General features: G+C 71.1%; 18 protein-coding genes and 1 riboswitch. Of the genes, 10 read left to right on the forward strand and 8 right to left on the reverse strand.

All coding sequences use genetic code 11. The annotated features are described in order from the left end of the window. Positions 1 to 44: 44 nt before the first annotated feature. From O7632_RS05365 to O7632_RS05380, 4 genes are all read left to right on the forward strand, one after another. Positions 45 to 1925 carry a glycosyltransferase gene (locus tag O7632_RS05365; RefSeq protein WP_278111909.1) on the forward strand — a complete coding sequence of 627 codons (1881 nt, stop codon included), beginning with the start codon at positions 45 to 47 and terminating at the stop codon, positions 1923 to 1925. A gap of 127 nt (positions 1926 to 2052) precedes the next feature. Then, positions 2053 to 3372 (forward strand): ABC transporter ATP-binding protein, encoded by a 1320-nt coding sequence (locus tag O7632_RS05370; protein ID WP_278111910.1) that lies wholly within the window; start codon positions 2053 to 2055, stop codon positions 3370 to 3372. Between the two features lie 147 nt (positions 3373 to 3519). Next, positions 3520 to 4269, forward strand: coding sequence for a beta-phosphoglucomutase family hydrolase (locus O7632_RS05375; protein ID WP_278111911.1), 750 nt, complete (start codon positions 3520 to 3522; stop codon positions 4267 to 4269). Further along, positions 4266 to 6635, forward strand: a complete 2370-nt coding sequence (locus O7632_RS05380) for a glycoside hydrolase family 65 protein (RefSeq protein WP_278111912.1) — start codon at positions 4266 to 4268, stop codon at positions 6633 to 6635. Before O7632_RS05375 ends, O7632_RS05380 begins: the two co-directional genes overlap by 4 nt. 110 nt (positions 6636 to 6745) lie before the next feature. On the opposite strand, the gene O7632_RS05385 is transcribed toward O7632_RS05380, so the two are convergent. Further along, positions 6746 to 7771 (reverse strand): hypothetical protein, encoded by a 1026-nt coding sequence (locus tag O7632_RS05385; RefSeq protein WP_278111913.1) that lies wholly within the window; start codon positions 7769 to 7771, stop codon positions 6746 to 6748. A gap of 2 nt (positions 7772 to 7773) precedes the next feature. Next, a riboswitch (cyclic di-AMP (ydaO/yuaA leader) is annotated at positions 7774 to 7910 on the reverse strand. Between the two features lie 353 nt (positions 7911 to 8263). Between O7632_RS05385 and O7632_RS05390 the strand changes: the two genes are divergently transcribed. The 4 genes from O7632_RS05390 (at position 8264) to O7632_RS05405 (ending at position 13039) form a co-directional block, all read left to right on the forward strand. After that, on the forward strand, positions 8264 to 8887 hold the full coding sequence (locus O7632_RS05390; RefSeq protein ID WP_278119849.1) for a TrkA family potassium uptake protein: 624 nt from the start codon (positions 8264 to 8266) through the stop codon (positions 8885 to 8887). Between the two features lie 901 nt (positions 8888 to 9788). Further along, a complete protein-coding gene (locus tag O7632_RS05395) occupies positions 9789 to 10886 on the forward strand; it encodes a cellulose binding domain-containing protein (RefSeq protein WP_278111915.1) in 1098 nt (365 codons plus the stop codon). Positions 10887 to 10934: 48 nt separating this feature from the next. Continuing rightward, positions 10935 to 11603 carry a response regulator transcription factor gene (locus O7632_RS05400; protein WP_278111917.1) on the forward strand — a complete coding sequence of 223 codons (669 nt, stop codon included), beginning with the start codon at positions 10935 to 10937 and terminating at the stop codon, positions 11601 to 11603. Next, the gene (locus tag O7632_RS05405; RefSeq protein ID WP_278111919.1) at positions 11600 to 13039 is read left to right on the forward strand and encodes a HAMP domain-containing sensor histidine kinase; all 1440 of its coding nucleotides are present in this window, start codon (positions 11600 to 11602) and stop codon (positions 13037 to 13039) included. The genes O7632_RS05400 and O7632_RS05405 overlap by 4 nt, the downstream gene beginning before the upstream one ends. Positions 13040 to 13064: 25 nt before the next feature. Here the strand turns inward: O7632_RS05405 and O7632_RS05410 are convergent, their stop codons facing one another. Continuing rightward, entirely contained in the window at positions 13065 to 13451 is a 387-nt protein-coding gene (locus tag O7632_RS05410; protein WP_278111921.1) for a hypothetical protein, read from the reverse strand. Between the two features lie 132 nt (positions 13452 to 13583). Here O7632_RS05410 and O7632_RS05415 point away from each other — a divergent pair, with 132 nt between their 5' ends. Then, positions 13584 to 14726, forward strand: coding sequence for a branched-chain amino acid ABC transporter substrate-binding protein (locus tag O7632_RS05415; RefSeq protein WP_278111922.1), 1143 nt, complete (start codon positions 13584 to 13586; stop codon positions 14724 to 14726). 48 nt (positions 14727 to 14774) lie between these two features. After that, positions 14775 to 15563, forward strand: a complete 789-nt coding sequence (locus tag O7632_RS05420; RefSeq protein WP_278111924.1) for a hypothetical protein — start codon at positions 14775 to 14777, stop codon at positions 15561 to 15563. 116 nt (positions 15564 to 15679) lie between these two features. Here O7632_RS05420 and O7632_RS05425 read toward each other — a convergent pair whose 3' ends face one another. The 6 genes from O7632_RS05425 to O7632_RS05450 form a co-directional block, all read right to left on the reverse strand. Further along, a complete protein-coding gene (locus tag O7632_RS05425; RefSeq protein ID WP_278119851.1) occupies positions 15680 to 16579 on the reverse strand; it encodes a peptidase in 900 nt (299 codons plus the stop codon). 16 nt (positions 16580 to 16595) lie between these two features. Continuing rightward, a complete protein-coding gene (locus O7632_RS05430; protein ID WP_278111925.1) occupies positions 16596 to 17891 on the reverse strand; it encodes a VWA domain-containing protein in 1296 nt (431 codons plus the stop codon). Between the two features lie 80 nt (positions 17892 to 17971). Next, complete coding sequence (locus tag O7632_RS05435; protein ID WP_278111927.1) at positions 17972 to 19177, reverse strand: IS110 family transposase; 1206 nt, start codon at positions 19175 to 19177, stop codon at positions 17972 to 17974. A gap of 272 nt (positions 19178 to 19449) precedes the next feature. Further along, positions 19450 to 20085 (reverse strand): class I SAM-dependent methyltransferase family protein, encoded by a 636-nt coding sequence (locus O7632_RS05440; RefSeq protein ID WP_278111929.1) that lies wholly within the window; start codon positions 20083 to 20085, stop codon positions 19450 to 19452. Positions 20086 to 20105: 20 nt separating this feature from the next. Beyond that, on the reverse strand, positions 20106 to 21347 hold the full coding sequence (locus O7632_RS05445) for an IS110 family transposase (RefSeq protein WP_278111931.1): 1242 nt from the start codon (positions 21345 to 21347) through the stop codon (positions 20106 to 20108). A 479-nt stretch (positions 21348 to 21826) separates the two neighbouring features. Next, a complete protein-coding gene (locus tag O7632_RS05450; protein ID WP_278111932.1) occupies positions 21827 to 25042 on the reverse strand; it encodes a methyltransferase domain-containing protein in 3216 nt (1071 codons plus the stop codon). Between the last annotated feature and the right edge of the window lie 58 nt (positions 25043 to 25100).

A 25100-nucleotide genomic window follows, 5' to 3' on the forward strand; every position in this document is an offset into this window, starting at 1 on the left:
CGGATCAGAGCCGGGGCGGGTGGCGCAACGTGGCGGAGAAATCGGTGAGCGGGGCGTCCCGCCCGGCGGTGGTCGACCTCGCCGGGCGGTGGCGGTGGCGGATCCGGGTCGACGGTCGACGCGCCCACGCCCACGAACCGCTGCCGGGTCGCGGTGGCCCGGTGCGGTTGGTGGAGGTCGACGCCGACTCGGTGGCCACCCTGCGCCGCCTGTTGGCCGAGCCGGCCGCCGTCACCCCGGCGCGTCGGCTGCGTCTGCGGGTCCGCCGGTGGAGTCCGCCGGCTCCGGGTTGGTCCGGTCGGCTCGGGCCGCTGCCCCAGCTGCGTCGGCACCGGATCCGGCTGCCGGGGCGCGGCGGCGTGCTGCCGGTGGGTGCGTCACGAGCCGGTGTCGCCCGGGTCGAGGTCGAGGTGGGCCGGGCGGTCCCGCTGTACGACCTGCTCGGTGCGGCGCTCGCGGTGCTCGCCCCGGTGCGACCGTTGCCTCGTCCGGCGAGCGCGGACGTGACCGGTCTCGGGGCCGCGCCGGCCTGGTTGCCGCCGGCCGCCAATCACACCGTGGGCGCCGGCCCGCTGGTGGCCAACCCGGAGATCCGGGCGTACGACGTGGTGCTGGCCGCCGACGCGGCGGCGCTGCCGGCACCGGCCGACCTGGTCGGTGTCGCGGTGACCGCCGGCGACACCGGGGCGCGGGTGACCAACCGGCAGCCGATCGTGCTGATCGACTCGGCGGTGGCCAACCCGATCGGCCGGGGTCGGCGGTACGGTCCGCAGGAGCCGATCGCCTGGCTGGACTTCCCGCCGGGCGAGCCGGTGCCGCGCTGGCGGTTGCGCACGGGTGCCGAGCCTGACGGTCCGACGGTCGTGTCGGGGCGGCTGGACCAGGTTCCGCTCGACGGGGCCCGGTTGGCCGCCGTACGCGGGTTCGGCAACGTGTGGTGCGGCGAGGTGCCGGCGAGTGATCCGGCGGCGACCGCGACCCTGTTGGCCCAGCTCGCCGCGACCGGGGTGGTGCTGCGGGTGCCGACGTTGCCGCCGGCGGTGGCGGACCGGCTCGCCGAACCGCTGCTGCGGGTGCTGGCGAGCGAGCCGCCGGCGGTCACGGCCGACGGCCTGGAGTGGGAGATTCGCAGTGTCCGGCAGCGGTCGGCGGCGCTGCGTGGGCACGCGGCGGCGTTCGCGTCGGGTGCGGTGACGGTGGGTACGTTGCCGGCGTTGGCCGCGCCGCCGTCGGTGAGCGCGGTGCTGGTCACCCGACGTCCGGAGTACCTGCCCGACGTGGTCGGTCATCTGGCCCGGCAGACGTACCCCGAGTTGGAGATCGTGCTGTGCCTGCACGGCATCGAGTTGGCCGCTGACCTGCGGTCCCGATTGGTGGACTGTGGTCGGCCGATCCAGGTGTTCACCGCGCCTGCGGGGTTGAGCTTCGGTGAGGTGATGGGCGCGGCGACGGCGCGGGCCCGGGGCAGCCTGATCACCAAGGTCGACGACGACGACGTGTACGGCCCGGAGCACGTCTGGGATCTGGTGCTGGCCCGGGAGTACTCCGGGGCCACGCTGGTGGGCAAGGCGGCCGAGTTCGTGGTGCTGCAGACCCTCGGCGTGACGGTGCGCCGGGCGGCGGTGCCGCCGGAGGCGTACGGCGCACCGGTGGCCGGTGGCACGATGTTGCTGGCCCGGGGGGATCTGGAGGCGGTCGGCGGCTGGCGGCCGGTGCCCCGGTCGGTGGATCGCGGCCTGATGGACCGGGTGCTGCGGTCCGGCGGCCTGATCTACCGAACCCATCCGCTGGGGTACCTCTACGAGCGTCGGTCGAGCGGGCACACCTGGGACGCCGGGTTGGACTATTTCCTGCGCCGGGCAGGTCAGCAGTGGGACCGGGTGCCCCGGCACCGCGAGTTCGGCACCGAGGTGACCGTCGGGTAACGCTCGCACGCTGGGCGGTAATCGGATTGTCACAACGTGAACATGGCACGTTTACCCGATGTGCTAGAGCCATGGCGCTCGTCACAGTCATTCGGGGGTCGGCAATCGATGCTGCGGGGAGGTGACGGTGACCACCGTCGCGCTCAAGGACGTGACCAAGGTCTTTCCGGACGGGACGATCGCCGTCGACAACGTCAATCTCGACGTCAACGACGGCGAGTTCATGGTGCTGCTCGGCCCGTCCGGCTGCGGCAAGTCGACCGTTTTGCGGATGATCGCCGGGCTTGAGGATCCCTCGAGCGGTGCGGTGCTGCTTGACGGTGAGCTGGCCAACGACATCCCGCCTCGGGATCGCCGGGTGGCGATGGTCTTCCAGGATTTCGCGCTTTATCCGCACATGACGGTCGGCGACAATATCGCCTTCCCGCTGCGGTTGGCCGGCGTCGATACCGAGTCACGCTCCGAACGGGTCACCGACGTGGCCAGCGCTCTCGGCATCGGTGACGTACTGGCCCGTCGGCCGAGCCAGCTCTCCGGTGGTCAGCGGCAGCGGGTCGCGATGGGCCGGGCGATCGTCCGACGTCCCGGCCTGTTCCTCATGGACGAACCCTTGTCCAACCTGGACAGCGGGTTGCGGGCCGAGCTGCGAGCGGAGATCTCCGGGCTGGTCCGCGAACTCGGCGTCAGCACCGTGTACGTCACCCACGATCAGGCCGAGGCGCTGACCATGGCCGACCGGGTGGCGATCATGCGCAAGGGCGTGTTGCAGGACGTCGGCACCCCGACCGAGGTGTACGGCCGACCGGCCACCCTCTACGTCGCGGCGTTCCTGGGCAGCCCGCGGATGAACCTGCTCGAAGCCTCGGTCTACGTACACCTCGACCGGTATGTCGCGCTCAACCTCGGGGACCAGGCGCTCTACCTGCCGTGGAGCGACATCCGGGCCCGAGCGGTCTCGCACTACCACGGCGAGCGGATCGTGGTCGGCATGCGCGCCGAGGCGCTCACCCCGGTCGCCCCGGACGCCGGGGGAGACGTGCTGCAGGGCCGGATCCGGTTCCTGGAACACCACGGCCACGAGTCGCTGGCCTACCTCGACATCGGGGCGACCGCGATCATGGTCGACGACCTGGGCGGGACGCCACCCGAGCCGGTCAACGGCACCAGTCGGCTGCGTCGCCTCGGCAACGTGATGCAGCGGCTCACCGGACGGACCGCCGAGGCCCGTGAGGCCGGTGAGGCCCAGGCGACCGCCGGCCGGCGGGGCAGCCGGGAGAGCGTACTCAGCGACCCCGGGCGGCACCACCGTCGCCCCGCCGAGCTGGCCGTACGGCTGGCGCCGTACCCGGCGGTCACGCCGGGCCACCCGCTGTCGGTGGCGGTCCGGATGGACGCCCTGCACTTCTTCGACGAACGGGGTGACCGGATCGACGTGGGCTGGCGCTGACCGGGGACCGTCGCGGGTCGACCTGCCTGGCTGGCGTTGCCCGGTATCGGCGTAGACTGGCGCTCAACGGGGCAGATCGGACACTCCGGCGTCGGCGCGCGGGCAGAAACCGAGCCCGGCCGCAGGAGATCAGGTTAGATTGGCAGCGTGCTCGGTCTACCCGCTCATCTGACCGCCTGCCTATTCGATCTTGATGGGGTGCTGACCCAGACCGCGAAGGTCCACAACGCGGCGTGGGAGGAGACCTTCAACAACTTCCTCCGGGGCCGCGCCGTCGCCACCGGCGAGCCCTTCCTGCCGTTCGATCCCGCCGCCGACTACAGCCTGTACGTGGATGGTCGCCCACGTGCCGACGGGGTGCGTTCCTTCCTCGCCTCACGGGGCGTTGTGCTAGCCGAGGGGTCGGCGGACGACCCCCCGGAGGCCGACACCGTCAACGGCATCGGCACCCGGAAAAACGAGATCCTGCTGCGACGCATCGCCCAGGACGGCGTGCAGGTCTACGACGGATCGCTGGCCTATCTGCACGCCGCCCGCTGGGTCGGTCTGCAGCGGGCCGTCGTCTCGGCCAGCGCCAACTGCCGGGACGTACTCGTCGCGGCGGGGATTGAGGAGTTGGTCGAGGTGCGGGTAGACGGGGTGATCGCGCGCGAGAAGGGCCTGCGCGGCAAGCCGGAGCCGGACACGTTCCTGGCCGCCGCCCAGCAGTTGGGCGTCGAGCCGGCCAACGCGGCGGTCTTCGAGGACGCGCTGGCCGGCGTCGCGGCGGCGCGGGCCGGGGAGTTCGGTTGTGTGATCGGGGTGGACCGGGTCGGCATCGGCGACGAGCTGCTGGCCGCCGGCGCGGACATCGTGGTGGGTGATCTGGGGGACTTGTTGGTCGGAGCCGCGCGGTGATCCGCGAGCGGGCCTATCCCGTCGAGCCGTGGCACGTACGGGAGACTCGGCTGGACTTCGACATCCTGGCCCAGTCGGAGTCGGTGTTCGCGCTGGCGAACGGACACATCGGGTTGCGCGGCAACCTCGACGAGGGCGAGCCGCACGGCCTGCCCGGGACCTACCTGAATTCGTTCTACGAGCTGCGACCGCTGCCGTACGCCGAAGCCGGCTACGGCTTTCCGGAATCCGGGCAGACCCTGGTCAACGTCACCAACGGCAAGCCGGTCCGGTTGCTGGTCGACGACGAGCCGTTCGACGTGCGGTACGGCGACCTGATCTCCCACGAGCGGGTGCTCGACCTGCGGGCCGGGCTGCTCGACCGGCGGTTGGAGTGGCGCTCCCCGTCCGGGAAGAGCACCCGGGTACGCAGCACCCGCCTGGTGTCGTTCACCCAGCGGGCCGTCGCGGCGGTCTGCTACGAGGTCGAGGCGGTGGACGAGCCGCTGCGGATCATCGTCCAGTCCGAACTGGTCGCCAACGAGGAGTTGCCGGCACAGAGCAAGGATCCCCGGGTGGCGGCCGTGCTGGACCAGCCGTTGCAGGCCGAGGAGCGGCTGGTGCAGCCCGACGGGGGACTGCTGATCCACCGGACCAAGGCCAGCGGCCTGCGGATGGCGGTGGCGATGGGGCACGAGATCGACGGCCCGGACGACACCAAGGTCTCCACCGAGGGTTTCGACGACTGGGTCCGTACCACGGTCTCCTGCGTGCTTCAGCCCGGGCAGCGGCTGCGGGTGGTCAAGCTGCTGACGTACGGCTGGTCCAGTCAGCGCTCGTTGCCGGCGCTGCGCGACCAGGTCGGGGCGGCGTTGGCCGGCGCCCGGATCTCCGGCTGGGACGGGCTCTGCGCCGAGCAACGCAAGTACCTCGACGACTTCTGGGACCACTCCGACGTACGGGTCGACGGGGACCCGGAGATCCAGCAGGCGGTCCGCTTCGGCCTGTTCCACGTGCTGCAGGCCGGGGCCCGCGCCGAGCAGCGGCCGATCGCGGCCAAGGGTCTGACCGGTCCCGGGTACGACGGGCACGCGTTCTGGGACACCGAGATGTTCGTGCTGCCGGTGCTGACCTACACCCAGCCGGCGGCGGTCGCCTCGGTGCTGCGCTGGCGGCACTCGACCCTGGACCAGGCGCGGGAACGGGCCCGGATGCTCGGGCTCAACGGGGCGGCCTTCCCGTGGCGCACCATCCGGGGGCAGGAGTGTTCGGCGTACTGGCCGGCCGGCACCGCCGCCTTCCACGTCGCGGCGGACATCGCCGACGCGGTCCGGCGCTACGTGCAGGCAACCGGAGACGCCGAGTTCGAACGCGAGATCGGTCTCGAACTGCTGGTCGAGACGGCCCGGCTGTGGCGTTCGCTCGGGCACCACGACCGGCACGGGCGGTTCCACATCGACGGGGTGACCGGGCCGGACGAGTACACCGCGGTCGTGGACGACAACATCTACACCAATCTGATGGCGCAGCGGAACCTGCTGTCGGCGGCCGACTGCGCACTGCGGTACGCCGACCGGGCCTGGGTGCTCGGCGTCGACGACGAGGAGACTGCCGCCTGGCGGGACGCGGCGCTGTCGATGCACATTCCGTACGACGACGAACTCGGGGTGCATCCGCAGTCGGCCGGGTTCACCCGGCATCAGGAGTGGGATTTCCAGGGCACCCCGCAGGACCACTATCCGCTGCTGCTGCACTATCCGTACTTCGATCTCTACCGCAAGCAGGTGGTCAAGCAGGCCGACCTGGCGTTGGCGATGCACTGGCGGGGGGACGCCTTCACCGACGAGGAGAAGGTCCGCAACTTCGCCTACTACGAGCGCCGTACGGTTCGTGACTCGTCGCTGTCGGCGTGCACCCAGTCGGTGATCGCCGCCGAGACGGGACATCTCGAACTCGCCCACGACTACATGGGCGAGGCGGCGTTGATGGACCTGCACGACATCAACCGCAACACCCGGGACGGCATCCACGTCGCGGCGCTCGCCGGGGCGTGGATCGCCTTGGTGGCCGGGTTCGGCGGGATGCGGGACCACACCGGTGAACTCTCCTTCGCACCCCGGTTGCCGCAACGGATCAACCGGCTGGAGTTCGCCATGATGTGGCGGGGGATGCGGTTGCGGGTGTCCGTCCAGCGCGACGAGGTCACGTACTCGTTGCGCGACGGCGACCCGAACGCCAGCATCGACCTGACCCACCACGGCGAGCCGATCACCGTCGCCGCCGACAAGCCGGTGACCAAGACGATCCCGACCGCTGGTCCGTCCGGGCCGCCGCCGCAGCAGCCGGCGGGCCGGTCCCCGGTGCGTCGTTCGGCCCGCACGGACTGACCGGCTGGCGGCACCGTCCTACCCTCCACGCCTGTTCGAGGTGCCGCCGTCCACGCCTGTTCGAGGTGCCGCGCCGGTCGGGTCGTCCAGACCGGCCGGCGCGGCACCCGTCACAGCAGAGACAGATGTACGTGGTTGGTGTGGTCGCTGCTCGGGTCGCCCCCGGCGCCGCTGTAGGAACTCCAGCCGGTGGTCGGGGACCAGAACTGGCGGTACCAGATGACGTAGAGGATGCCGAGCTTGTCGGCGTTGCGGACCAGGAACGCGGTCAGGTTGTTGCCGTAGAGCCGGGCGTCGCCGGTCGCGTCTCCGCCGAAGCCACTGGACTGCATCGAGAAGTCGCAGGCCCGGCCCTTCGGGTGTTCGAACGGGCCACCTGGCCGGAAGCAGGAGACGAAGCGGGTGAACCCGGCCTTCTTGGCTTCGTTGAGCGCGTGCATCGTGCGTGGGGTGATGCAACCGTTCGTGGTGGGGTCGTCCAGGCTGCACGACTGCGAGGGCCAGGAGCCGTCCGAGTTGCGTGGCGCCTGGGCGGCCACCGGTGAGGTCGCCGAGACGAAACCGTTGGTGGCCACCGCTCCGACCAGCTGCAGCGCCTTCTCGGCCTCCCGCTTCTGCCGGGCCATCACTTCGAGTTGCTGCTCCTCGCGGGCCACCTCGGCGTCGATCGCGGCCTTGGCCCGCTCGGCCTGCTCCCGAGCCTCGTTGAGTTCCCGTACCCGCTTGTTGTCGTGCATGGCGATCATGTCCAGGCCTTCGGCCCGGTCCAGCAGATCGTCCGGGCTGGCGCTGTTGAGTAGCACCATGACCGGGGTGATCCGACCCAGCCGGTAGGAGTTGGAGGCGACCTGCCCGATTTGCGGAGTTAGCGCCGCCAGGCGGTCCTCGACCTTCTCCAGTTCGAGGCTGAGCTGCAGCTGTCGCTTGCGGGACTCCTCGACGGCAGCCTTGGCTTCGACGAATCCGCGACCGGTGGAGTCCAGCACTTCACTCAGCAGCGGGGGCGCGCCTTCGCCCTCCGGCGTGGACGGCGCGGCGGCGGCGGAAGACGGGGCGACGAGGCCGCCGGCGAGCAGGGCGGTGACGGCGACGAGCGCCGAGGCCAGCGTGAACCGCCGGCGGAGGGGTGCGGTCATCCTGTTCCTTTCCTTGGCCGCCGACCGAGTTAGCTGACGGGTTCGGGACGGAACGATCCCTACCGCGTGATCGCGGATTCACCCCAGTGGAACCTGGTTCCCCGGCTCACCCCGGAGGGTGATTGGGCGGCGGTCACCGCCGGCACCGGGGGGCGCCACCGGGCGGAGACCGCCGGCAAGCTTACCGGATCGGTGAGCGGCTTCGACACCTCGATGGGCGTCACTGAGCAGCAAAATCACGTTAACGGACAACGCTTTCGGTAACGTCCACTGTCTGCATTCGAGGGTGCACCGGGGGTTGCCGGATGGGTGATGCCATCCCACTCCACGATCACGCTTTGAAGGGATAAGGTCTCATAAAGGCGTTTTGTTTATCAGTCCGGTCCATCGACGGCAGGGTGGGGGCGTGGCGTGCCGGAACAGAGTTCCTCCGACCCCGGGGCACCGGGTTCCTCCGATCCTGAGGCACCGACCGATGATCCGGTCGTGGTCATCGGTCTCGGCCGGTTCGGCGGACAGGTCGCCGGTTCGCTGCGGCGGCTCGGTCACGAGGTCCTCGGCATCGACGACCATCCCAAGCGGGTGCAGCACTGGGCGGACCGGCTGCCCCGGGCGGTCGAAGCCGACGCCACCGACGAGGCGGTGCTGCGGCAACTGGGCGTGGGTGGATACCGCCGGGCTGTTGTCGGCATCGGTTCGGACATCGAGGCGAGCATCCTCACCGTGGTGGCGCTGACCGAGGTCGGTGTGGCGGAGATCTGGGCGAAGGCGATCACCGCCAAGCACGGGCGCATCCTGGCGTCCGTCGGCGCGGATCACGTGATTTTCCCCGAGGCGGCCATGGGCGACCGGGTGGCGCACCTGCTGGCCAGCAAGATGATCGACTTCATCGAGTTCGACGACGGGTTCGCGATCGCCAAGGTCTGTGCCCCGCCGCAGGCGGCCGGCCAGACGCTGGCCCGGTCACGGCTGCGCCAGCAGTACGGCATCACCGTGGTCGGAATCAAGGAGCGGGACGCGGACTTCCGCTACGCCGGCCCGGAGACGGTGATCCCGCCGGACGCGTTGCTGATCGTCGCCGGTGCGACCGCCCAGGTCGAGAAGTTCGGTCGCTGACTCGTCCGTCCTGCGGGCGTCCCGGCCTGGTCCGGCGGGCCAACGGTCGATGTCGGAAGGGTTTCCGGTGATCGTCCGCCTCTGATCCAGGTCGTAACCGTCTCGTCACGCCTTCATTTCGTGAGCTGATCAGGCTTTGGACTTTCGCAAACTCGTGACTCAGGCTACAGTCCTCCCATGGGAGCGCTTCCATTGATGGATGTGCACCCCGAACGGTGAACTACGTATGGCGCGACGAGGCCTTGCCTCATCCGCGCCGACCGCTCAGCCGTACGGCTGGCGGCGGGCCAGCCCGGACTCCGCCGCCAGCCACGCACCACCTGTCGAGAGGAGGTGGAACCAGAGCCACTCGCGTGGCCCGGCTCCCGCGCGTCACGCACGACCTGGACGCCATTCCACTCGTGCGTGTGAGTAACTGATGGTGGGGACGGGGGTTGCCCTCCCCGTCCCCACGCTAGTCCCCGATTGTTACGACGTGGAATCGCCGACAAGTCAGGACCGCGACGCCGGTTCGACCGACAGCCTCACCCAGCCCGCCGATGTATCGGCGGGCTTGATTGTGTATAGGTCCCGGACGAGATCGATCACCGTGGCCCTCGTCGGACGGGGCGAGGTGCTGGTGGTGAAGATCGTTCCCGCAGCTCGCGGTCGGTTCCGTCGGGTGGCGACCGGTGTCGGGGTGGCGCCGCAGATGGTGGGCCGGCGACGTTCGGGCGCTCGCGGCGGGCGGCCGCGCGGCGCGGGCGAGACGGGCTCAGGGCCGGTGTGGCATCGCCCGGCGCGTCTCGAGCCACGAATCGCTAGTGATCTATATCATAGATGCCCGAGCTCATGCATCGTCAATCATGAATGAATGGGTGCCCTGCCGTCCTGCCGCGCCCGACAACGGAATCGAGGGCCAATGCCGGAACTCCACTCGTCCCACCCCAGCCGTCGTACCGCACCTCCGCAGGAACCCGGCGTACCCGCCAGCCGGCGGCGACCGTTCCGCTCGGCCTCCCTGACGGCCCTGGCGGTCGGTGTGACCGCGATCCTGCTGCTGCCGGCGGTACCGGCGGCAGCAGCCACGACCACGGCGGACACCACGCCACCGACGACCCCCGGGCCGATCACCGTCGTCGACATCAGCGAGACCGACGTCACCCTCACCTGGGCGGCGTCCACCGACGACGTCGGAGTGGCCGGGTACGAAGTCGCCCAACTCCAGTCCGACTACATCCTCATCAAGCGAACTCCGACCAACGAGATCACCATCGACGGGCTGTACCCCTCGGTCACCTACCAGTTCTGGGCGTACGCCTACGACGCGGCCGGCAACCGGTCGACCTCCAACCCCAGCCTGCGGCTCACCATGCCGCCCGGCGACGCCCAGCCGCCCAGCACCCCCACCGGACTGACGGCCACCACGATCGGCACCGACTCGGTGACCCTGCTCTGGACCCGGTCCACCGACAACGTCTACGTCGCCTGGTACGAAGTGCTGCGCATCCATCCGGACGGGACCACCACCCCGGTGGCGACCGCCCCGCAGCATCCACCGACCGGTCCCACCGCCCGGGTCGGCGGTCTGCAGCCCGGCACCAGCTACACCTTCGCCGTACGGGCCCACGACGACGCCGGCAACGCCTCGGCCGTGTCCACCCCGCTGACCGTCGTCACCACCCCGAACACCGCCAGCTGCGCGGTCAACTACCAGGTGACCAACCAGTGGCCCGGGGCGTTCCAGGCCCAGCTGACGATCCGCAACCTCGGCCCGACCACGATCGACGGCTGGACGCTGAGCTGGACCCACTCGGGTGACGAGCGGATCGGCCAGCTCTGGGGAGCAGAACCCGTCGACCTGGTCGGCCCGGACGTCACCGTCCGCAACACCAGTTGGAACAGCCGGATCAGCGCCGGCGGCAGTACGCAGCTCGGCTTCCTCGGCTTCGCCAACGGTGGCAGCCCCGCACCGACCGGCTTCCGGCTCAACGGCGGCACGTGCGCGATCGCCGGCTGATCGCCGGGAGACATGCCGTGGTGACGACGGCTTGCTAGCCTCGCCCGCATGCGGGTGCTGGTGGTCGAGGACGACCCCGAGGTACGCAGCGCCGTCGTCACCGCGCTGCGTACCGGCGGATTCGCCGTGGATCAGGCAGCCGACTGGAGTCAGGCCGACCTGAGCATGAGCATCAACGACTACGACTGCCTCGTGCTCGACCGGATCCTGCCGGAAGGGGACTCGCTGCACCAGCTCGGACATCGTCGCCGGGCCGGGCTCACCGTACCCGCCCTGGTGCTCACCGCGCTGGACAGCGCCGGGGACCGGATCGCCGGATTCCAGGCCGGCGTCGACGACTACGTCGTGAAGCCGTTCGTCACGGCCGAACTGGTGCTGCGGGTGCGGGCGCTGTGCCGGCGACGGGGAGCGACCACCCCGCCGCTGCAGCGCGTCGCCGACCTGGAGGTCGACGCCGCCCGGCGCGAGGTACGCCGGGCCGGGATCCTGCTCACCCTGACCCGCAAGGAGTTCGCCGTACTGGAGATGCTCCTGGTCCGCCGGCCGGCCGTGGTCAGCCGCAGTGACCTGTTCGAGCACTGCTGGGACGAGTACGCCGACCCGACCTCGAACGTCGTCGACGCGGTGGTCGCCCAGCTCCGCCGCAAACTCGGCGAGCCGCAGCTCATTCACACCGTACGGGGAGTCGGTTACAAGATCGCCGCGGTCCCGCCGTGAGCGGCGACAGCAGCGGCGACCCGGACCGGCGGCGTACGGCGTACCAGCGGACGACCGCCCGGTGGGCGCGACGGCGCGCGTCGCTGGCCGCCCGCCTGCCCGCCTGGCGGGCGCTCGGCGAGCGACGCGGGCAACGTCCCCAGGCCGGCCAGCAGCTGCAGACCGCCGACCGGTTGCGCGGCCTGCGGATCCGGCTCGCCGCCCTGGTCATGGCGATCAACGTGGTCGGGCTCGCCGGAATGGGCGCGGTCGCGCTGCTCGTCGACGAACGGCAACGCGACGAGGTGGTGGCGGCCGAGCTGCGCCGGACCGCCAGTACGGCAGCCGCCCTGCTCTACTACGACTCCGCCTCGCTGCGGCTGGACAAGCTGTTCGACAACGCGGTGGCCAGCGGCCCGACCGCCGTCTACGTCTACGAGGCGGGTCGCGCCGGCGTCACCCTGGTCTTCGCCTATCCGGCCCGGCTGCCGGTGATCCCACCGGCCGGTCTGCTCGGACCGGCCCGGGCCGTCTGGGCCAGCGGCACCGAGCTCACCGGTCCGGTGCTGGACGGCGCCGGTACGCCGGCCCCGCTGCTCGCCGTACCGTTCGAACACGCCGTCACCGGTACGACCGCTGGCGCGGTCGTCGTGGTCGGCGACTCCGGGCCGGCCGAAGCGGCCAACCGCCGGCTGGCCCTGGCGTTGGTGGTCGGCGGCCTGTCGTTCACCATCCTGGCCTGCGCCGGAGGCTATCTGCTCGCCCGACGGGGCACCGAGCCGATCGCCGAAGCACTCAACCAGCAGGAGCGGTTCGTCGCCGACGCGGCACACGAGCTGCGCACCCCGCTGACGGTGATCCGGGCGGTGTCCGACACCGCCCTGGCGGAACCGCAACGGCGTCCCGCCGCCCTGCGCCAGGTGGTCCGCTCGGCCGACCGGCTGGCCGATTCGGTCTCCGTCCTGCTCACCCGGGCGCAGCTCGTCGCCGGTCTGCGGGACCTGCGCCGGGAACCGTTCCGGCTCGACCAGTTGGCCGAGGAGGTCCTGGCGGACACGGTCGTGCCGCCGCACACCGGGGAGCCGATCACCGAGCCGGTGGTGGCCGTCGGCGACCCGGCCCTGATCCGGATCGCGTTGCGCAACCTGATCCAGAACGCCGTACAGCACGGTCGGGTCGCCGACCTGCCGGCCGAGGTGTGCCTACGGGTCAGCGCGAACCCGCCGACGGTCCGGGTCCGCGACCGTGGCAGCGGGCTCGACGAGGCGGTGGCCGCCGCACCCGGTCAGCGGTTCCGCACCAGCGCCGAGGACGGCACCGGACTGGGCCTCGCCATCGCCAGCTGGGTGGCCGAACTGCACGGCGGGCACCTGCGGCTGAGCAACGCCGACGGCGGAGGCACCGAGGCCCGGCTCCGGCTGCCCGACAGTCCGGCTCCGGCCGCCCGACGAACCTAGTCGGCCGGCCCGGGCGCGGCGGGTCCTAGCCGGCGGGCGTGCCGCTCGGGCTGATGGCGTACCACTCGTCGGCCAGCCCGTGGCCGTTGATGTCGCCCGGCATCCGATCGCCGGCGTAGCCGTACAGCGGCCACCCGGCGAGGCTGAGCTGGCGACTACCGTCGAGGCGGTCGAAGCAGGCCACCAACTGTCGGTCGATTCCCTCGACCCGGATCTCCCCCTGGCAGGGCACCGGCAGCCAGGACCGGGCACAGACCGGGTCACACACCGACCGGCTCGGGTCAGCGGAGTCCCGCTCGGATCGATACAGCACGTACCCTTGGGCGTCGATGACGATCTGGTCCAGATTGCGCGAGGAAACCGCGTAGAGCGCGGTGCCGGGCGGGGACGGAGTCGGATCCGACGGGACCACCAGCGGCGACGTCTCGGGCCGGACCCTGACAGCCGGCGACGGCGAGCAGCGCCGCCAGCATGACCCGTCTCATCAAAACCTCACGCTCCTCGCCGCAGGATAAGTAGGTCCGACCAGTCGCAGGAGGTGGACGTGCGCGCTGTGCGGAGCGTGGTGGCAGCGCTCGTCCTGCTGCCCACGGTAACCGCCTGTGTCGCCAGCGGCGGCGACGGGTCGGTGGCGACAAGCGCCTGCGGGAGCCGGATCGCGGTGCTCGGCCCGCTCAGCGGGGACTCGGCCGACCTCGGGGGCAACATCCGCGCCGGGGCGCAGCTGGCGTTCGCCGCGTACCACGACGAGCATCCCGACTGCCCGGTGGAGCTGGTCGACTTCGACTCGCAGGGCGATCCCAAGCAGGCTCCCGCGCTCGCGCAGCAGATCGTGGACGATCCCCGCGTCATCGGGGTGATCGGTCCGGGGTTCTCCGGCGAGGCGGAAGCCGCCCTTCCGATCCTCGACCAGGGTGGGGTCACCACCATCACCACCTCGGCGACCCGTACCGCGCTCAGCGAGCGGGGCTGGTCGACGTTCCACCGGCTCGTCGGCAACGACGCCGCCCAGGGCCGGGCCGCCGGCTGGTACATCGACCAGGTGCTCGACTCCACCGCCGTCTTCGTCGTCGACGACGACAGTGCGTACGGCCGCGGCCTGGCCGACGAGGTGGTCGCCGGACTCGGTCCGAAGGTGGTGCAGCGGGCCACCGTCGCCAGCCGGTCGACCGACTTCGGCGCGGTGGTGAGCCAGATCCGCTCGGCGGACGCCGACGTCGTCTTCTACGGCGGCTACTACGCCGAGGCCGGCCGCCTGCAGCGGCAACTGTGGGCGGCCGGCGTACGGGCGAGCTTCGTCGCCGGGGACGGGGTCAAGGCCGACGGGTTCCTCCGGGCGGCCGGCCCGGACGCCGCCGACGGGGCGGTGATCACCTGCCCGTGCCTGCCGCCGGAGCGCGCCGCCGCCGCGTTCCCGCAGCGTTACCGGCAGATGTTCGGGGTGGAGCCGGGCACCAACAGCGCCGAGTCCTACGACGCCGCGCAGGTGTTCCTCGCCGGCGTGCAGGCCGGGCACGGCGACCGGACGTCGATGGAGGCGTTCGTCGACGGCTACCGGGGGCCAGGCGTCACCACCCGGATCGAGTGGACACCCGAAGGCGAGTTGGCCGACTCGTCGGTTTCGGTGTGGGCATTTCGCGTCGAGCGCGGACGGTTCGTAGCGGAACGACCCATCCCGGCAAGCTGACCTGCGCGCCGGTGGGCGCGCCCGTGACGTGGGAGAGGAGTGCACCCCATGGCCGTATCGACGTCGACCGGTGGTGCCGCCGGCCCGACCGGCACCGGGCCGGACCACCGCCCGGGGGGTGGCGCGGACAAGGTCCTGCGGGCCGTGGCCGACGGCCCGCTCGGTCCGTACTCACTGCTGGAGGCGGCGTTCTGCTGGAACGAGCGTCGGCCGGTCGGATGGCGCCGGCTCGGTCCGGCCAGTACGGCCCCGGCCCGACAGCTCCCGGTGGCGCAGATCGAACGACCGGCGGCGGCGGTCCGGATGACGCGACTGCTGACCACGATGACCTGGGCGGTCGGCACGCCACTCGGGCCGGCGTCACCCGTGGCTCGGGTCGAGGTGACCGCCGAGGGGTACCACCGGGTGTTGCGGGCTCTGGCCGGGGCGTGGCGTGACGGTCGGCGAATGCTCGCCAGCCCGGGCGTCGCGGCGGCGCACTACCCGGCGGCGCTCGCCGTGTGGCGGATGGCGGCCCTGCTCAGCCCGGCCGACCATGGCGCGGGGATGCTCACCGTGTCGGTGAGCATCCCCGCCGCCGCGTTGCTGCACAGCGCCGCACCAGCGTTGGCGCTGCCGCACTCGATCGTCCAGCGGGGCGGGCGCAGTACGGTGATCCGCGCCGACCGGCCAACGTTGTTCCGCCGCCTGCTTGCCGATCTGGAAGCGCCCCTCCCGACGGCGCCTGGCCCGAGGACGACACCCGCGCTGGTCGGGTCATCGACGGCAGTCGCCCTCGCGCCCGGCGCGCATCTTCGGCAGCAGCCGGCCTTGCGGCTCGCGGTGGCCGGTCGCTGACTCCCTTCCCGCCGAGCGGCCGGTCGCTGGCTCCCTTCCCGCCGAGCGGCCGGTCGCTGGCTCCCTTCCCGCCGAGCGGCCGGTCGCTGGCTCCCTTCCCGCCGAGCGGCCGGTCGCTATCCGACGGCCGGCCGGCGCGGTCGCCGGGTCAACCCGAACCCGATCACCCCGGCGATCGCGGCGAGTGCGCCGCCGGCCGCTGTCCACACCCACCGGCTGGAGAACTCGGGCAACCAGCCGGTGAGGCGGTCCCACCAGCTCCGGGCGGTCCCGCCATCGGTGTCTTCCGACGCCTCGGCACCGTCGTCGGAACCCTCCGCCGAGCTGGCGGTGCCGTCGTCGGCCGCCGTGTCGCTGACGGCGGAGGCGGTGTCGGTGGACGTGTCCACCGAGCCCTGCCGCGTGGTCGGGTGCAGCGGGCTCCGTAGCTGGCCGCCTTCCGGTCTGGGATCACCGGTCACGTCGGCGGTGACCCGCAGCTCCACCCGCACCGGGAGGCCGAGATCCCGCTCGGTCAAATCGGCGACGGAGACCCGGACGTAGTAGGTGCCGGGCAGCGGGTCGCCGGACCAGGGCTCCGCCCAGGACCGGACCTGCCGGAGCAGGCAGCCGGCCCGCACGGTGCGGTCGGCGACGGTGGCGTTCGGCGACTGTGCCCCGGCGGTGCATGCCTGTCGACGTCGCAACCCGTCGAAGACGTCGATCGTCCAGGTCACGTCGCCACTGCGGCTCGCCGGATCGGGCAGCGAGATCGTCGCGGCGATCTCGCTGGTCTGGCCGGCGACGGCCGGGAACGACCAGTAGAGGTACTCCCCGGTGGCGGCGGATACCCGTACCGGCTGGTCGATGTTGACCGCCGCCGCGGTGAGGAACGAGGTGCCGGCCTTGGTCAGGGTGGCGTCGACCGGCACCGGGGTCGGACCCTGCGCGGCGGCCGGCGTCGCGGCGAGCAGCGTCAGGGCCCCAGCGAGCAGCGGCAGCGCACCGGTGGTCAGCGCGGTGCGGACCGGATCCAACTGATGACGGGGCATCTCAGTTCTCCCTCCAGACCGTGTTCCACCAGCGGGTCGCCCAGCCGGTCAGCAGGCCGGTCAGCAGGCCGGCGAGGCCGAGTACGGCGAGGAGCAGCCACCCTCGACCGAGTCCGGGACGGTCCGGGGTGGGGGACGCGGCCACCAGGTCCACGGTGAGTTCGACGGGCATGCCGGGATCGGTGGCGGTGCCGCCGGCGGGGGAGAACGAGTTGCTGATAACCAGGCACACGATCTCGGGAGCCGGCGGGTCGTCGGTCGCGGTGTCGGCGTCCGTACGGCCGGTGTCGTCGGTCCCGGAACCGGGCCGGTCCAGATCCTCGGCCGACGACCAGCGTAGCCCGGTGGAGAGTACGTCGGTACGGCCGCTGCCGGCGTCGGTGCCACGGACCAACTCGCGGCCGTCCGGGTGCACCGCCCGGAGCAGGACGCCGTAGTCACGGTTCACCGGCCGGTCGAGCGCGATGCTGACCGAGGCCCGCAGCTCCTGCTCCGGCTGGACCGTCACCCGGTACCAGCGGTGCTCGGCGAAGCGTTCCCGGTCGGCGTAGACCCCGGCGGTGAGCAGCGGGGCGGCCGCGCAGTCCGGACTGCCGGTGACGAGCTCGGGCGTGGCGGTGTAGCTGTCCTGGGCCCGGTCGACCAGTTGGTTGATCCGCTCGGCGAGCTGGTCGGCGCTCTGCGCCGTCGTGTAGGTACCGCCGGTCGCGGCGGCGATGCAGACCAACTGTTGGCGTACCTTGTCGTCGCGGATGAGCCCGAGGGTGTCCACGATCAGCCGGGTGCCCTGCGCGGCGAGCTCGCGCGCGACGTCGCAGGGGTCCGGCGGGGCGCAGGTGTCTTCACCATCGGTGATGAGCACGATCCGGCGCGCCGTCTCGCCGGTGCCGAGGTCCTTGGCCGCTTCGCGTAGGGCCAGGCCGATCGGCGTGTAGCCGGTCGGCCGCAGGCTGGCGATCGCGGCCTTGGCCTGGCCACGGTCCACCGGACCGACCGGCACGATCTGTTGGGTGTCCTGGCAGCCCTGTTCCGGATCGTCGCCGGGATAGGTGGCGCCAAGCACCCGGATGCCGAGGTGGGTGCCGTCCGGCACCGCGTCGACGACCTCGTTGAAGGCCCGCTGGGCGACCGCCATCCGGGTTTCCCCGTCGATGTCGGCCTCCCGCATCGAGCCGCTGACGTCCAGCACCAGCTCCATCCGCAGGTTCTCCGCCGGCCGGGTCTCGTCGGCGCGGGCGGGCGGAATGCCAGGCAGGACAAGGGCAAGAAGCAGTCCGCAGAGGACTGTCTGGGCCATGCGTCGGATGATCACCGAGCGATCTTAGTGACCGGCCAGGAGACCATCCACAGTGGCGGGGGGTGTCCCTATGGGTTCTGTCAAGCAGCGAGGCGGGGTTCGTCCGCCGGTTTGGGCTGGTATGGCCGTTGGGTGCGGAGCATGGCGTGGAGGACGTCGACGCGGCGGCGGGCGAGGCAGATGAGGGCGGCGTTGTGTTTCTTGCCCTCAGCGCGTTTGCGGTCGTAGTAGGCGCGGCTGAGCGGGTCGGCGAGAGCGGCGAACGCGGACAGGAAGAACGCGCGTTTCAGCTGCTTGTTGCCGCCCTTGGGTGGGTGTTCGCCACGGATGCTGGTGCCGGAGCGGCGGGTGACCGGGGCCAGGCCGGCGTAGGCGGCCAGGTGGCCGGGGGTGGGGAACGAGGTGCCGTCGCCGACTTCGAGCAGGATGCGGGCCGCGGTCCTGACGCCGATGCCGGGCATCGAGGTCAGGACCGGGGCAAGAGGGTGCGCATCAAGCATCCCTTCGACCTGTTCGGCGACCTTGTCGCGTTGGCGCAGCAGGTCACGCAGGTTGTCGGCGAGTCGGGGAAGGACGGTCTCGGCGGCGGTGGTGCCGGGAACCACGACGGTCTGCGCGTCGAGCGCGGTGAAGATCTGGTCGACCAGGCGGGCGCCCATGCGTGGCGCGCGGGCCTTGACGATCTCGGTGAGTTTCGCCCGGCCTGCCTTGCGGATGCCGGTGGGTCCGCCGCACCGCGAGATGGCTTCCAGGACGGCGGGGTGCTGCAGTTTCGGGCCGAGGACGCGTTCCAGGGGTGGGTGGATCTGGGTGAGCAGGCCCCGGATGCGGTTGGCGACGCGGGTGACCTCGCCGGCGAGGTCGTCGTCGTAGCCGACCATCACCTCCAGCTCGGCCAGGGCGTCGTCGCCGGTGTCGACCCGGCGCAGGGTGTGGGGCAGGGTGCGGGCGGCGTCGGCGATGACGTAGGCGTCGCGGGCGTCGGTCTTCGCGGTGCCGGGGTGCAGGTCGGCCAGGCGGCGCATGACCAGACCGGGCAGGTAGGCGACCTGGTGGCCGCAGGCGCGGGCGACCGCGACGGGCAGCGCGCCGATCGAGGCGGGCTGGTCGACCACGGCCAGGATCTGGCCGTGCCGGGCGAGTTTGTCGAACAGTTTCCGCAGCCCGGTTTCGGTGTTGGGCAGCGTCGCGTCGTGCAGCCGCTTGCCGTCGCGGTTCAACGCGACCGCGTGGTGTCCTTCCTTGCCGACGTCGAGTCCGATGAAGACGCCGAACCCGTCGTGCACAGCTTGCCTCCTCACGGCGATGGCCTGGCTCGGCCGCTGGTCATAGCGTCGGACTGCCGGCATCCACGTTACGGAGAGACCTACCCCACGACGGGGTGGCCGGGTCCCTATCAGCGGTCCGCCGACGCCACCCGGCTCGGCGACAACACCCCCCGGATCATGCGTACGACAGGGGCATTCAGTCATACCGAGCCGGGCGACCGAGCAGTCCCCGGCTGGGGACGATCAAAAAGACCTCCGATCTCCGGAAGCGTCAAGTCGTCGGTTCGCCGTCAGGTGATGAACTGGAAGATCTTGCCGGTCTCCAGCGGCTGTGGGGTGCCGGTGAAGCGGTGAACGCCGACGGAGAACAGCACGTCGTCGGGTGCGGTGAAAGCCTGTTCGGCGAACCCTGCGTCGGCCAGCCACCTTCGGACCGCCGGTGTCAGGTCGGGTGCTCGTCGTGTCCTGGTCCAGATCACTGTGGCGTCGGCAGCGCAGATCTGCGGCAGCGCGTGAATGGTGGTGTGGGCGTCGGCGTCGCTGATGTTGCCCAGGACGCCTGCCATGATGACCAGGTCGGCGGGCACCGCCTGCCGGTATGAGGCGAGGTCACCGGCGTCGGCCTGCCCGACGGTCACCGTGTCGAGGCCTTCGGCGATTGCTCGGGTCCGGGCCGCGGCGACGTTGCGCGGTTCGTACTCGAGCAGCGTGGCGCTGACTCGCACGGCGTCCTGGCGCGACGCCAGCACGGTGAGAATGTCGTGACCTTGGCCGGCGCACATGCTGAGCACGGACACCGGTTCGCCAGGTCGCTCATCGAGCCACGCGGCGATGTGCTGCTGGACCAGCTTCAGTCGGCGTGCCAGGGGCGAGCCGGGGTCGGTGTAAGGGCTGTGCCAGGCGTACCAGTCCTTGCCGTCGTTCATGGGCGCCGAGTTTGCCAGTGTCACTGCGCAGCGGCGGGTGCGGGCATGCCGATCGTGGGGAAGGCCTTGCCGGGGTGGTAGAGCTGTCCTGTTGCGAGGCAGTGGTGCAGGCAGCCGAGGAGCCGGTTGAACAGGTGGCGTAGTGCGGCGGGATGTCGGTCGCCGTGGTCGCGGCGGCGCTGGTAGTGCTGTTTGGCGGGTTCGGCGTGGGTAGCGGCGACGAAGGCCCACAGATATCCGGCGGCGGCGAGCCGATCGTTCTTCACCTTGCGGTGGGTGATGGAGATGCTGCGCCCGGACGCGCGGGTGACCGGGGCCGCGCCGGCGTAGGCCTTCAGAGCGCGGGCATCGGCGAACCGGGCGCGGTCGTCGCCGATCTCGGCCAGAACGCGGGCACCGGTCACGTCGGCCAGACCGGGGAAGCTTGTCACGATCGCGTGGTCCGGGTGCTGGCGGAACGCTTCGCTGGCGGCCTCGGCAAGCGAATCAACACTGGCGCATTCGACGTTCAGCGTCGCGAGCAGTGCCAGCGCCTGGATGCCCATGGCTTCCTCCACGACGTCCGGCTGACGCAGTTGCGGACGGCGCAGCGCCTGCTGCAGCTCGGCGGCCAGGTCCTCGACGCCACGCCGTCGGCCGCCGCGGCGTAGGGCGGCGGCGATCCGAGTTGTGGACAGCTTCGCCGCAGCTGCGGGCGTGGATGCGGCGGCCAGCACCGCACGGGCGTCCGCGCTGGTCAGGTTGCCCTTCCTGCCGTTGAACGCGGCGAGGAACGTGGGGAAGTACTCCCGCAGCAGTGACCGCAGCTCGTTCGAGGCCCGGGTTCGCCGCCAGGTGGCGTCCTGGTGGGCCCGGGCCAGCACCGCGACCGCCTGAACCAGTTCGCTGTCGTGCGGCAGCGGCCGGTGAGCGTGGGCGTCGGTGCGCAGGATGTTGGCCAGCACCACCGCGTCGGCGTGGTCGGACTTCTTGCGTGACACCGAGTGCCGCTCCCGGTAGCGGGCCACCGCCATCGGGTTGATCGAGTACACCCGCCGCCCACTTACGCGCAGCGCCGCGACCAGCAGGCCACGCGGGGTCTCGATCGCCACCGGGATCGGCTCCTCGGCGCTGTCACCGGCGGCGGCCAGCATCTCGACCAGCGTGGTGAATCCGTCCACGTCGTCGCCGATGCGACCCTTGGCAACCAGGCGACCGTGCTCGTCGACCAGGGCAATATCGTGATGCCGTTCTGACCAGTCGATGCCGCAGTACACCGCCAACTCCTACTCCTCCCTCGCCTGCCCATCGGGCATGCAACCCTGGCGGAAACGCGCGGCGCCCTAATGACGAGGCTCTGTGGCCTACCCTCCGATGAGCCGTTCGCGATCCCAGCGACCCGCACGGTCCCGGTCTTCGCAGTAAGAGCTCGTCGGCTCCCGGTATGCGAGGTGTTCGCCGTGCGGGCGGGCTGCAACCACGATCAACATCCTGCCCAAGGTCACGAGGTGGTCCGGCACCGCCGAGATCCGCCGGTCTTGCACGAGACCTGACACGGTCCAGAGGTGTGCAGGCGTGAACTCAGCGAGCCGGACCACCACACGAACGACTCGCCGAGCCCACGCTGCCGATCTTTTTGGAGACCTCAAGGGCCGGGTAACGGGCAGGCATCCCGTGGTCCACGGCGGGCCGTTCGGGATTCATTAGGTAACGGGGGGCAGCCGGTGACCATCATGGATGGCCGGCTTTCCCCCCGCCAGGCTCAGCGGCCGGGTGTGTCGAACAGTTCGGTGATCAGCTTGGCGTAGTCCCGACCCATGTCGGTGAACTGGTAGCCGCGCGCCGCCGACAAGGCCGCGAGTTCCACGTGCCGCCCCCGCAGCTTGGGCGCGGCCAGCAGTGCCTCCGCGAGCGCGTGCTGGTTGGTCGGATCGAAGCCGATGGCGAATTCCGGATCGAGCAGGGAGGTGAGCGAACCCACCCGAGGTGCGATCACCGGCCGCCCGAACGAGATGGCCAGGTGGAAGATGCCGGAGTTGAGGATCGACCGGTACGGCAGCACCACGGTGTCCGCCGCCTTGAAGTAGAACTGGATCTCCTCGTTCGGGATCGCGCCGAACACCGGGGTGATCTTGGGATCGGCCTCGCACCGCTCCTTCAGCCGCTGCTTGGGATCCAGCCGCTTGGCCGGACCGGCCACGATCAGCCGCAGCCGGGCATCGCGGCGGGCGGCCACCGCGAAGCTGTCCAGCAGGACGTCGACACCCTTGTACGGGCGGATGCCGCCGAAGAACAGCACCACGTGCTGATCCGGCTCCAAGCCGAACCGTTCCCGGGCGGCGACCCGGCTCACCGAGTTGGGGTAGACCCCCAGATAGCTGCTGTGCCGGATGACCCGCACCTTGTCCGGGTCGAGCGGATAGTGCGGCTCGACCGCCGCCAACGTCTCCTCGCTCAGCACGTGCACCGCGTCCGCCTCGTCGGCCAGGAACCGGGCCAGCGCCCGTTCCGCCGCCGGGAACTTCCACTCGTGCGGGAAGACGTTGTGGATGGTCCAGACCAGTCGGCCACCACGGGCCCGCAACTCGGCCACCCGCTGCTGGAACTCCGCCAGCCGGGCCATCGCCTCCTCGCCCGAGCGGGCCGGATGCAGGATCGGATCGGTCCAGTGGACGTGCAGGACGTAGTTGTCCAACGGGCCGCTCGGCAGGTGCGGTGCCTCGGTGCGCAGGACGTCGGTCACCGGGAACGACTGCACGCCGGCGTCCCGGAGCCCGGACATCAGCATCGCCTGGTACGGGTTGTCCACGTAGTTGGGGAACGAGCCGACGAACCGGCCGGTGACCCGGCGCGGCTGCGGATCCAACCCGACGATCACCTGGTGCAGTTCCTCGGCCCGGCGGGCGTAGGAGTGCCGGTCGCGTACGGCGGCCGCCAGCCGGCCGGCGCGGGCCGCCGTACCGGCGGGATCGGCGGTGAGCTGGGCCAACAGCTGGCCGAGGCTGGCCGCGTCGTGATAGGTCGGCACCTCGTCGAGGCCGAGTTCCTGCAGACCGACCCGGGAGTTGGTCAGCGGCAGGGCACCCGCCGCCAGGCTTTCCATCAGCCGGGAGTTGACGTTGCCGTACGGCCTGGTCGTGTGGTTGAGGTCGTCGAGCACGAGCAGTGACCGCCGGTAGAGGTCCGGCAGGGTGAAATAGCTGGTGCTGCCGACCGCGTACGGGGTGAAGTGCGGGCTCATGCCGCGCCGCTCACCGAAGATGACGAACGGGAAGTCGATGTCGACGCCGCGCAGGCACTGGTAGAGGTGCCGCTCCCGACCCCACGAGTTGACGGTGGTGGTCGCGCCGACCCGGGACGCCTCGGCCGGCAGCGTGAACAACTCGGTGTCCACCCCGAGCGGAAGCAGGCCGGTCGGCCCGTCGTAGTGCTCCCGGATCCGGCTCAGCGAGGTCGACGACGACGTGATCACCGTGTCGAACAGTGCCAGGTGCGGGTGTTCGCTCCACCGGTCCGTCTCGTTACGGATCCAGGCGATCACCCGGCAGCCGTCCGGCACGGTCAACGGGTCGAAGGTCGGGATCATGGCTACCGCGATGTCGGTGCCGGCGGGCAGCCCGGCCCAGCGCTGGGTCGGCAGGTAGGCCACCTCGTAGCCGTGTCGTTCCAGGTAGCGCCCGATGCCGATGGCCACGTAGAGGTCACCCCGGCCGGCGTCGAGGTCTGCCGTGGAGACGCAGAAGGCCACCTTCGGCCGGTCCGAGCGGAACTCCTCGACCCGGGCGGCCTGCTCGTACGCGGTGCGCAGCGCTGGGTCGACCATGAGGTCGCGGAAGTGGCGGGGGACCTTGGCGACGTCCCCGCCTCGGCCCTTGCCGCCGTCGCGTCCGTTCGCGTCGGTGCCGGTCGCGCCACCGGCGGAACCCCGCTTGGCCGCCGAACGGGCCCGCCGCCGGTTGAGCGCCCGGAACCCTTCCGCCGGCCGGAACATGTAGCGGACCAGTTTCCCGGCCCGGTAGGTGTTGCTGCGGGCCACCCGGTTGAGCTGGGTCTGGAGCTTCTTGCGCTCCTCGTCGGCGCGGCGCAGCGCCTCGCGGGCCTGGATCGCGTCGAGTCGCTCCTGTTCGACGCTGTCCTGGGTGCGGCGGAACTCCTCGTCGAGTTGACGCTGCCGGCCGCGCAGGTCGTCGAGCTGCTTGCTGAGCCGCCGGATCTCCTCCAGGGCGCTCAGATGTGCCGCGTGTTCGTCGTTGAGTCGTTGCTCAGCCAAGCTGATCCGGACGGCTTCGGTGGACGGCCGGGCCAGAACGACGTACTGATAGGTCTTGGCGTCGTCACCGAGCTCCCCGACCACCTTGCGCAGTTCGGCGTCGAGTTCGAGGGCGCGGCTACGATGCGGAGTCTGCTCGGCGGTACGCCGGGTACGGTGCGTCTCGGTCACCAGATAGCCGGTGGATTCGAGCAGCGACTGCATGCTGCTGCGGGTGAAGAAACGAAGATGGGTGGCGTCCAGCAGACCGGTTTCGGTGTATTCGAAGTTGCCGGTCATCAGTTCGATGATGATCGACTCGTGGGCCATGTTGGGGTAGCTGATCACGAGTACCCCGTCGGGGGCGACGATCTTCTCCTCCTGCAGGGCGCGCAGGACGAGCTCCGGCTCGACCAGGTGCTCCAGCACGTCGGCGAGGATCACCACGTCGTAGCCGCGCCCCGGCAGGTCGCGGAACCACTCAGGATCGCGCAGGTCGATCGCCACCGTCTCCTGTACCCCGCCGGCGCGCGCCTCGGCCAGCGCGGAGGTGTCCGAATCGGCGCAGGTCACGGTACGGCCGGCGACGGTCGCCAGCATGCTGGACACCACCCCGGGGCCCGACCCGAGATCGAGGACCCGGGGCCCACCGGTCAGCGCCAGCCGATACACCGCAGCGGCGGTGTTGTTGGTGTCCTCGGGATCGAAACTGTAGGAGTACTTGCTCATGTCTTGTCTCCGCGTGTGCGCTGCCGGCTGGCCGGGTGACCCGCGAGCTGGTCTCGCT

Origin of the sequence: Solwaraspora sp. WMMD406, assembly GCF_029626025.1 — a bacterium.
Classification (GTDB): Bacteria; Actinomycetota; Actinomycetes; order Mycobacteriales; family Micromonosporaceae; genus Micromonospora_E.

Coding starts and splice junctions, on each gene's coding strand:
- O7632_RS05430 (WP_278111925.1), bottom strand. CDS start 17,891: ATGGCCCAGACAGTCCTCTGCGGACTGCTTCTTGCCCTTGTCCTGCCT.
- O7632_RS05450 (WP_278111932.1), bottom strand. CDS start 25,042: ATGAGCAAGTACTCCTACAGTTTCGATCCCGAGGACACCAACAACACC.
- O7632_RS05385 (WP_278111913.1), bottom strand. CDS start 7,771: ATGACCGCACCCCTCCGCCGGCGGTTCACGCTGGCCTCGGCGCTCGTC.
- O7632_RS05395 (WP_278111915.1), top strand. CDS start 9,789: ATGCCGGAACTCCACTCGTCCCACCCCAGCCGTCGTACCGCACCTCCG.
- O7632_RS05400 (WP_278111917.1), top strand. CDS start 10,935: ATGCGGGTGCTGGTGGTCGAGGACGACCCCGAGGTACGCAGCGCCGTC.
- O7632_RS05440 (WP_278111929.1), bottom strand. CDS start 20,085: ATGAACGACGGCAAGGACTGGTACGCCTGGCACAGCCCTTACACCGAC.
- O7632_RS05420 (WP_278111924.1), top strand. CDS start 14,775: ATGGCCGTATCGACGTCGACCGGTGGTGCCGCCGGCCCGACCGGCACC.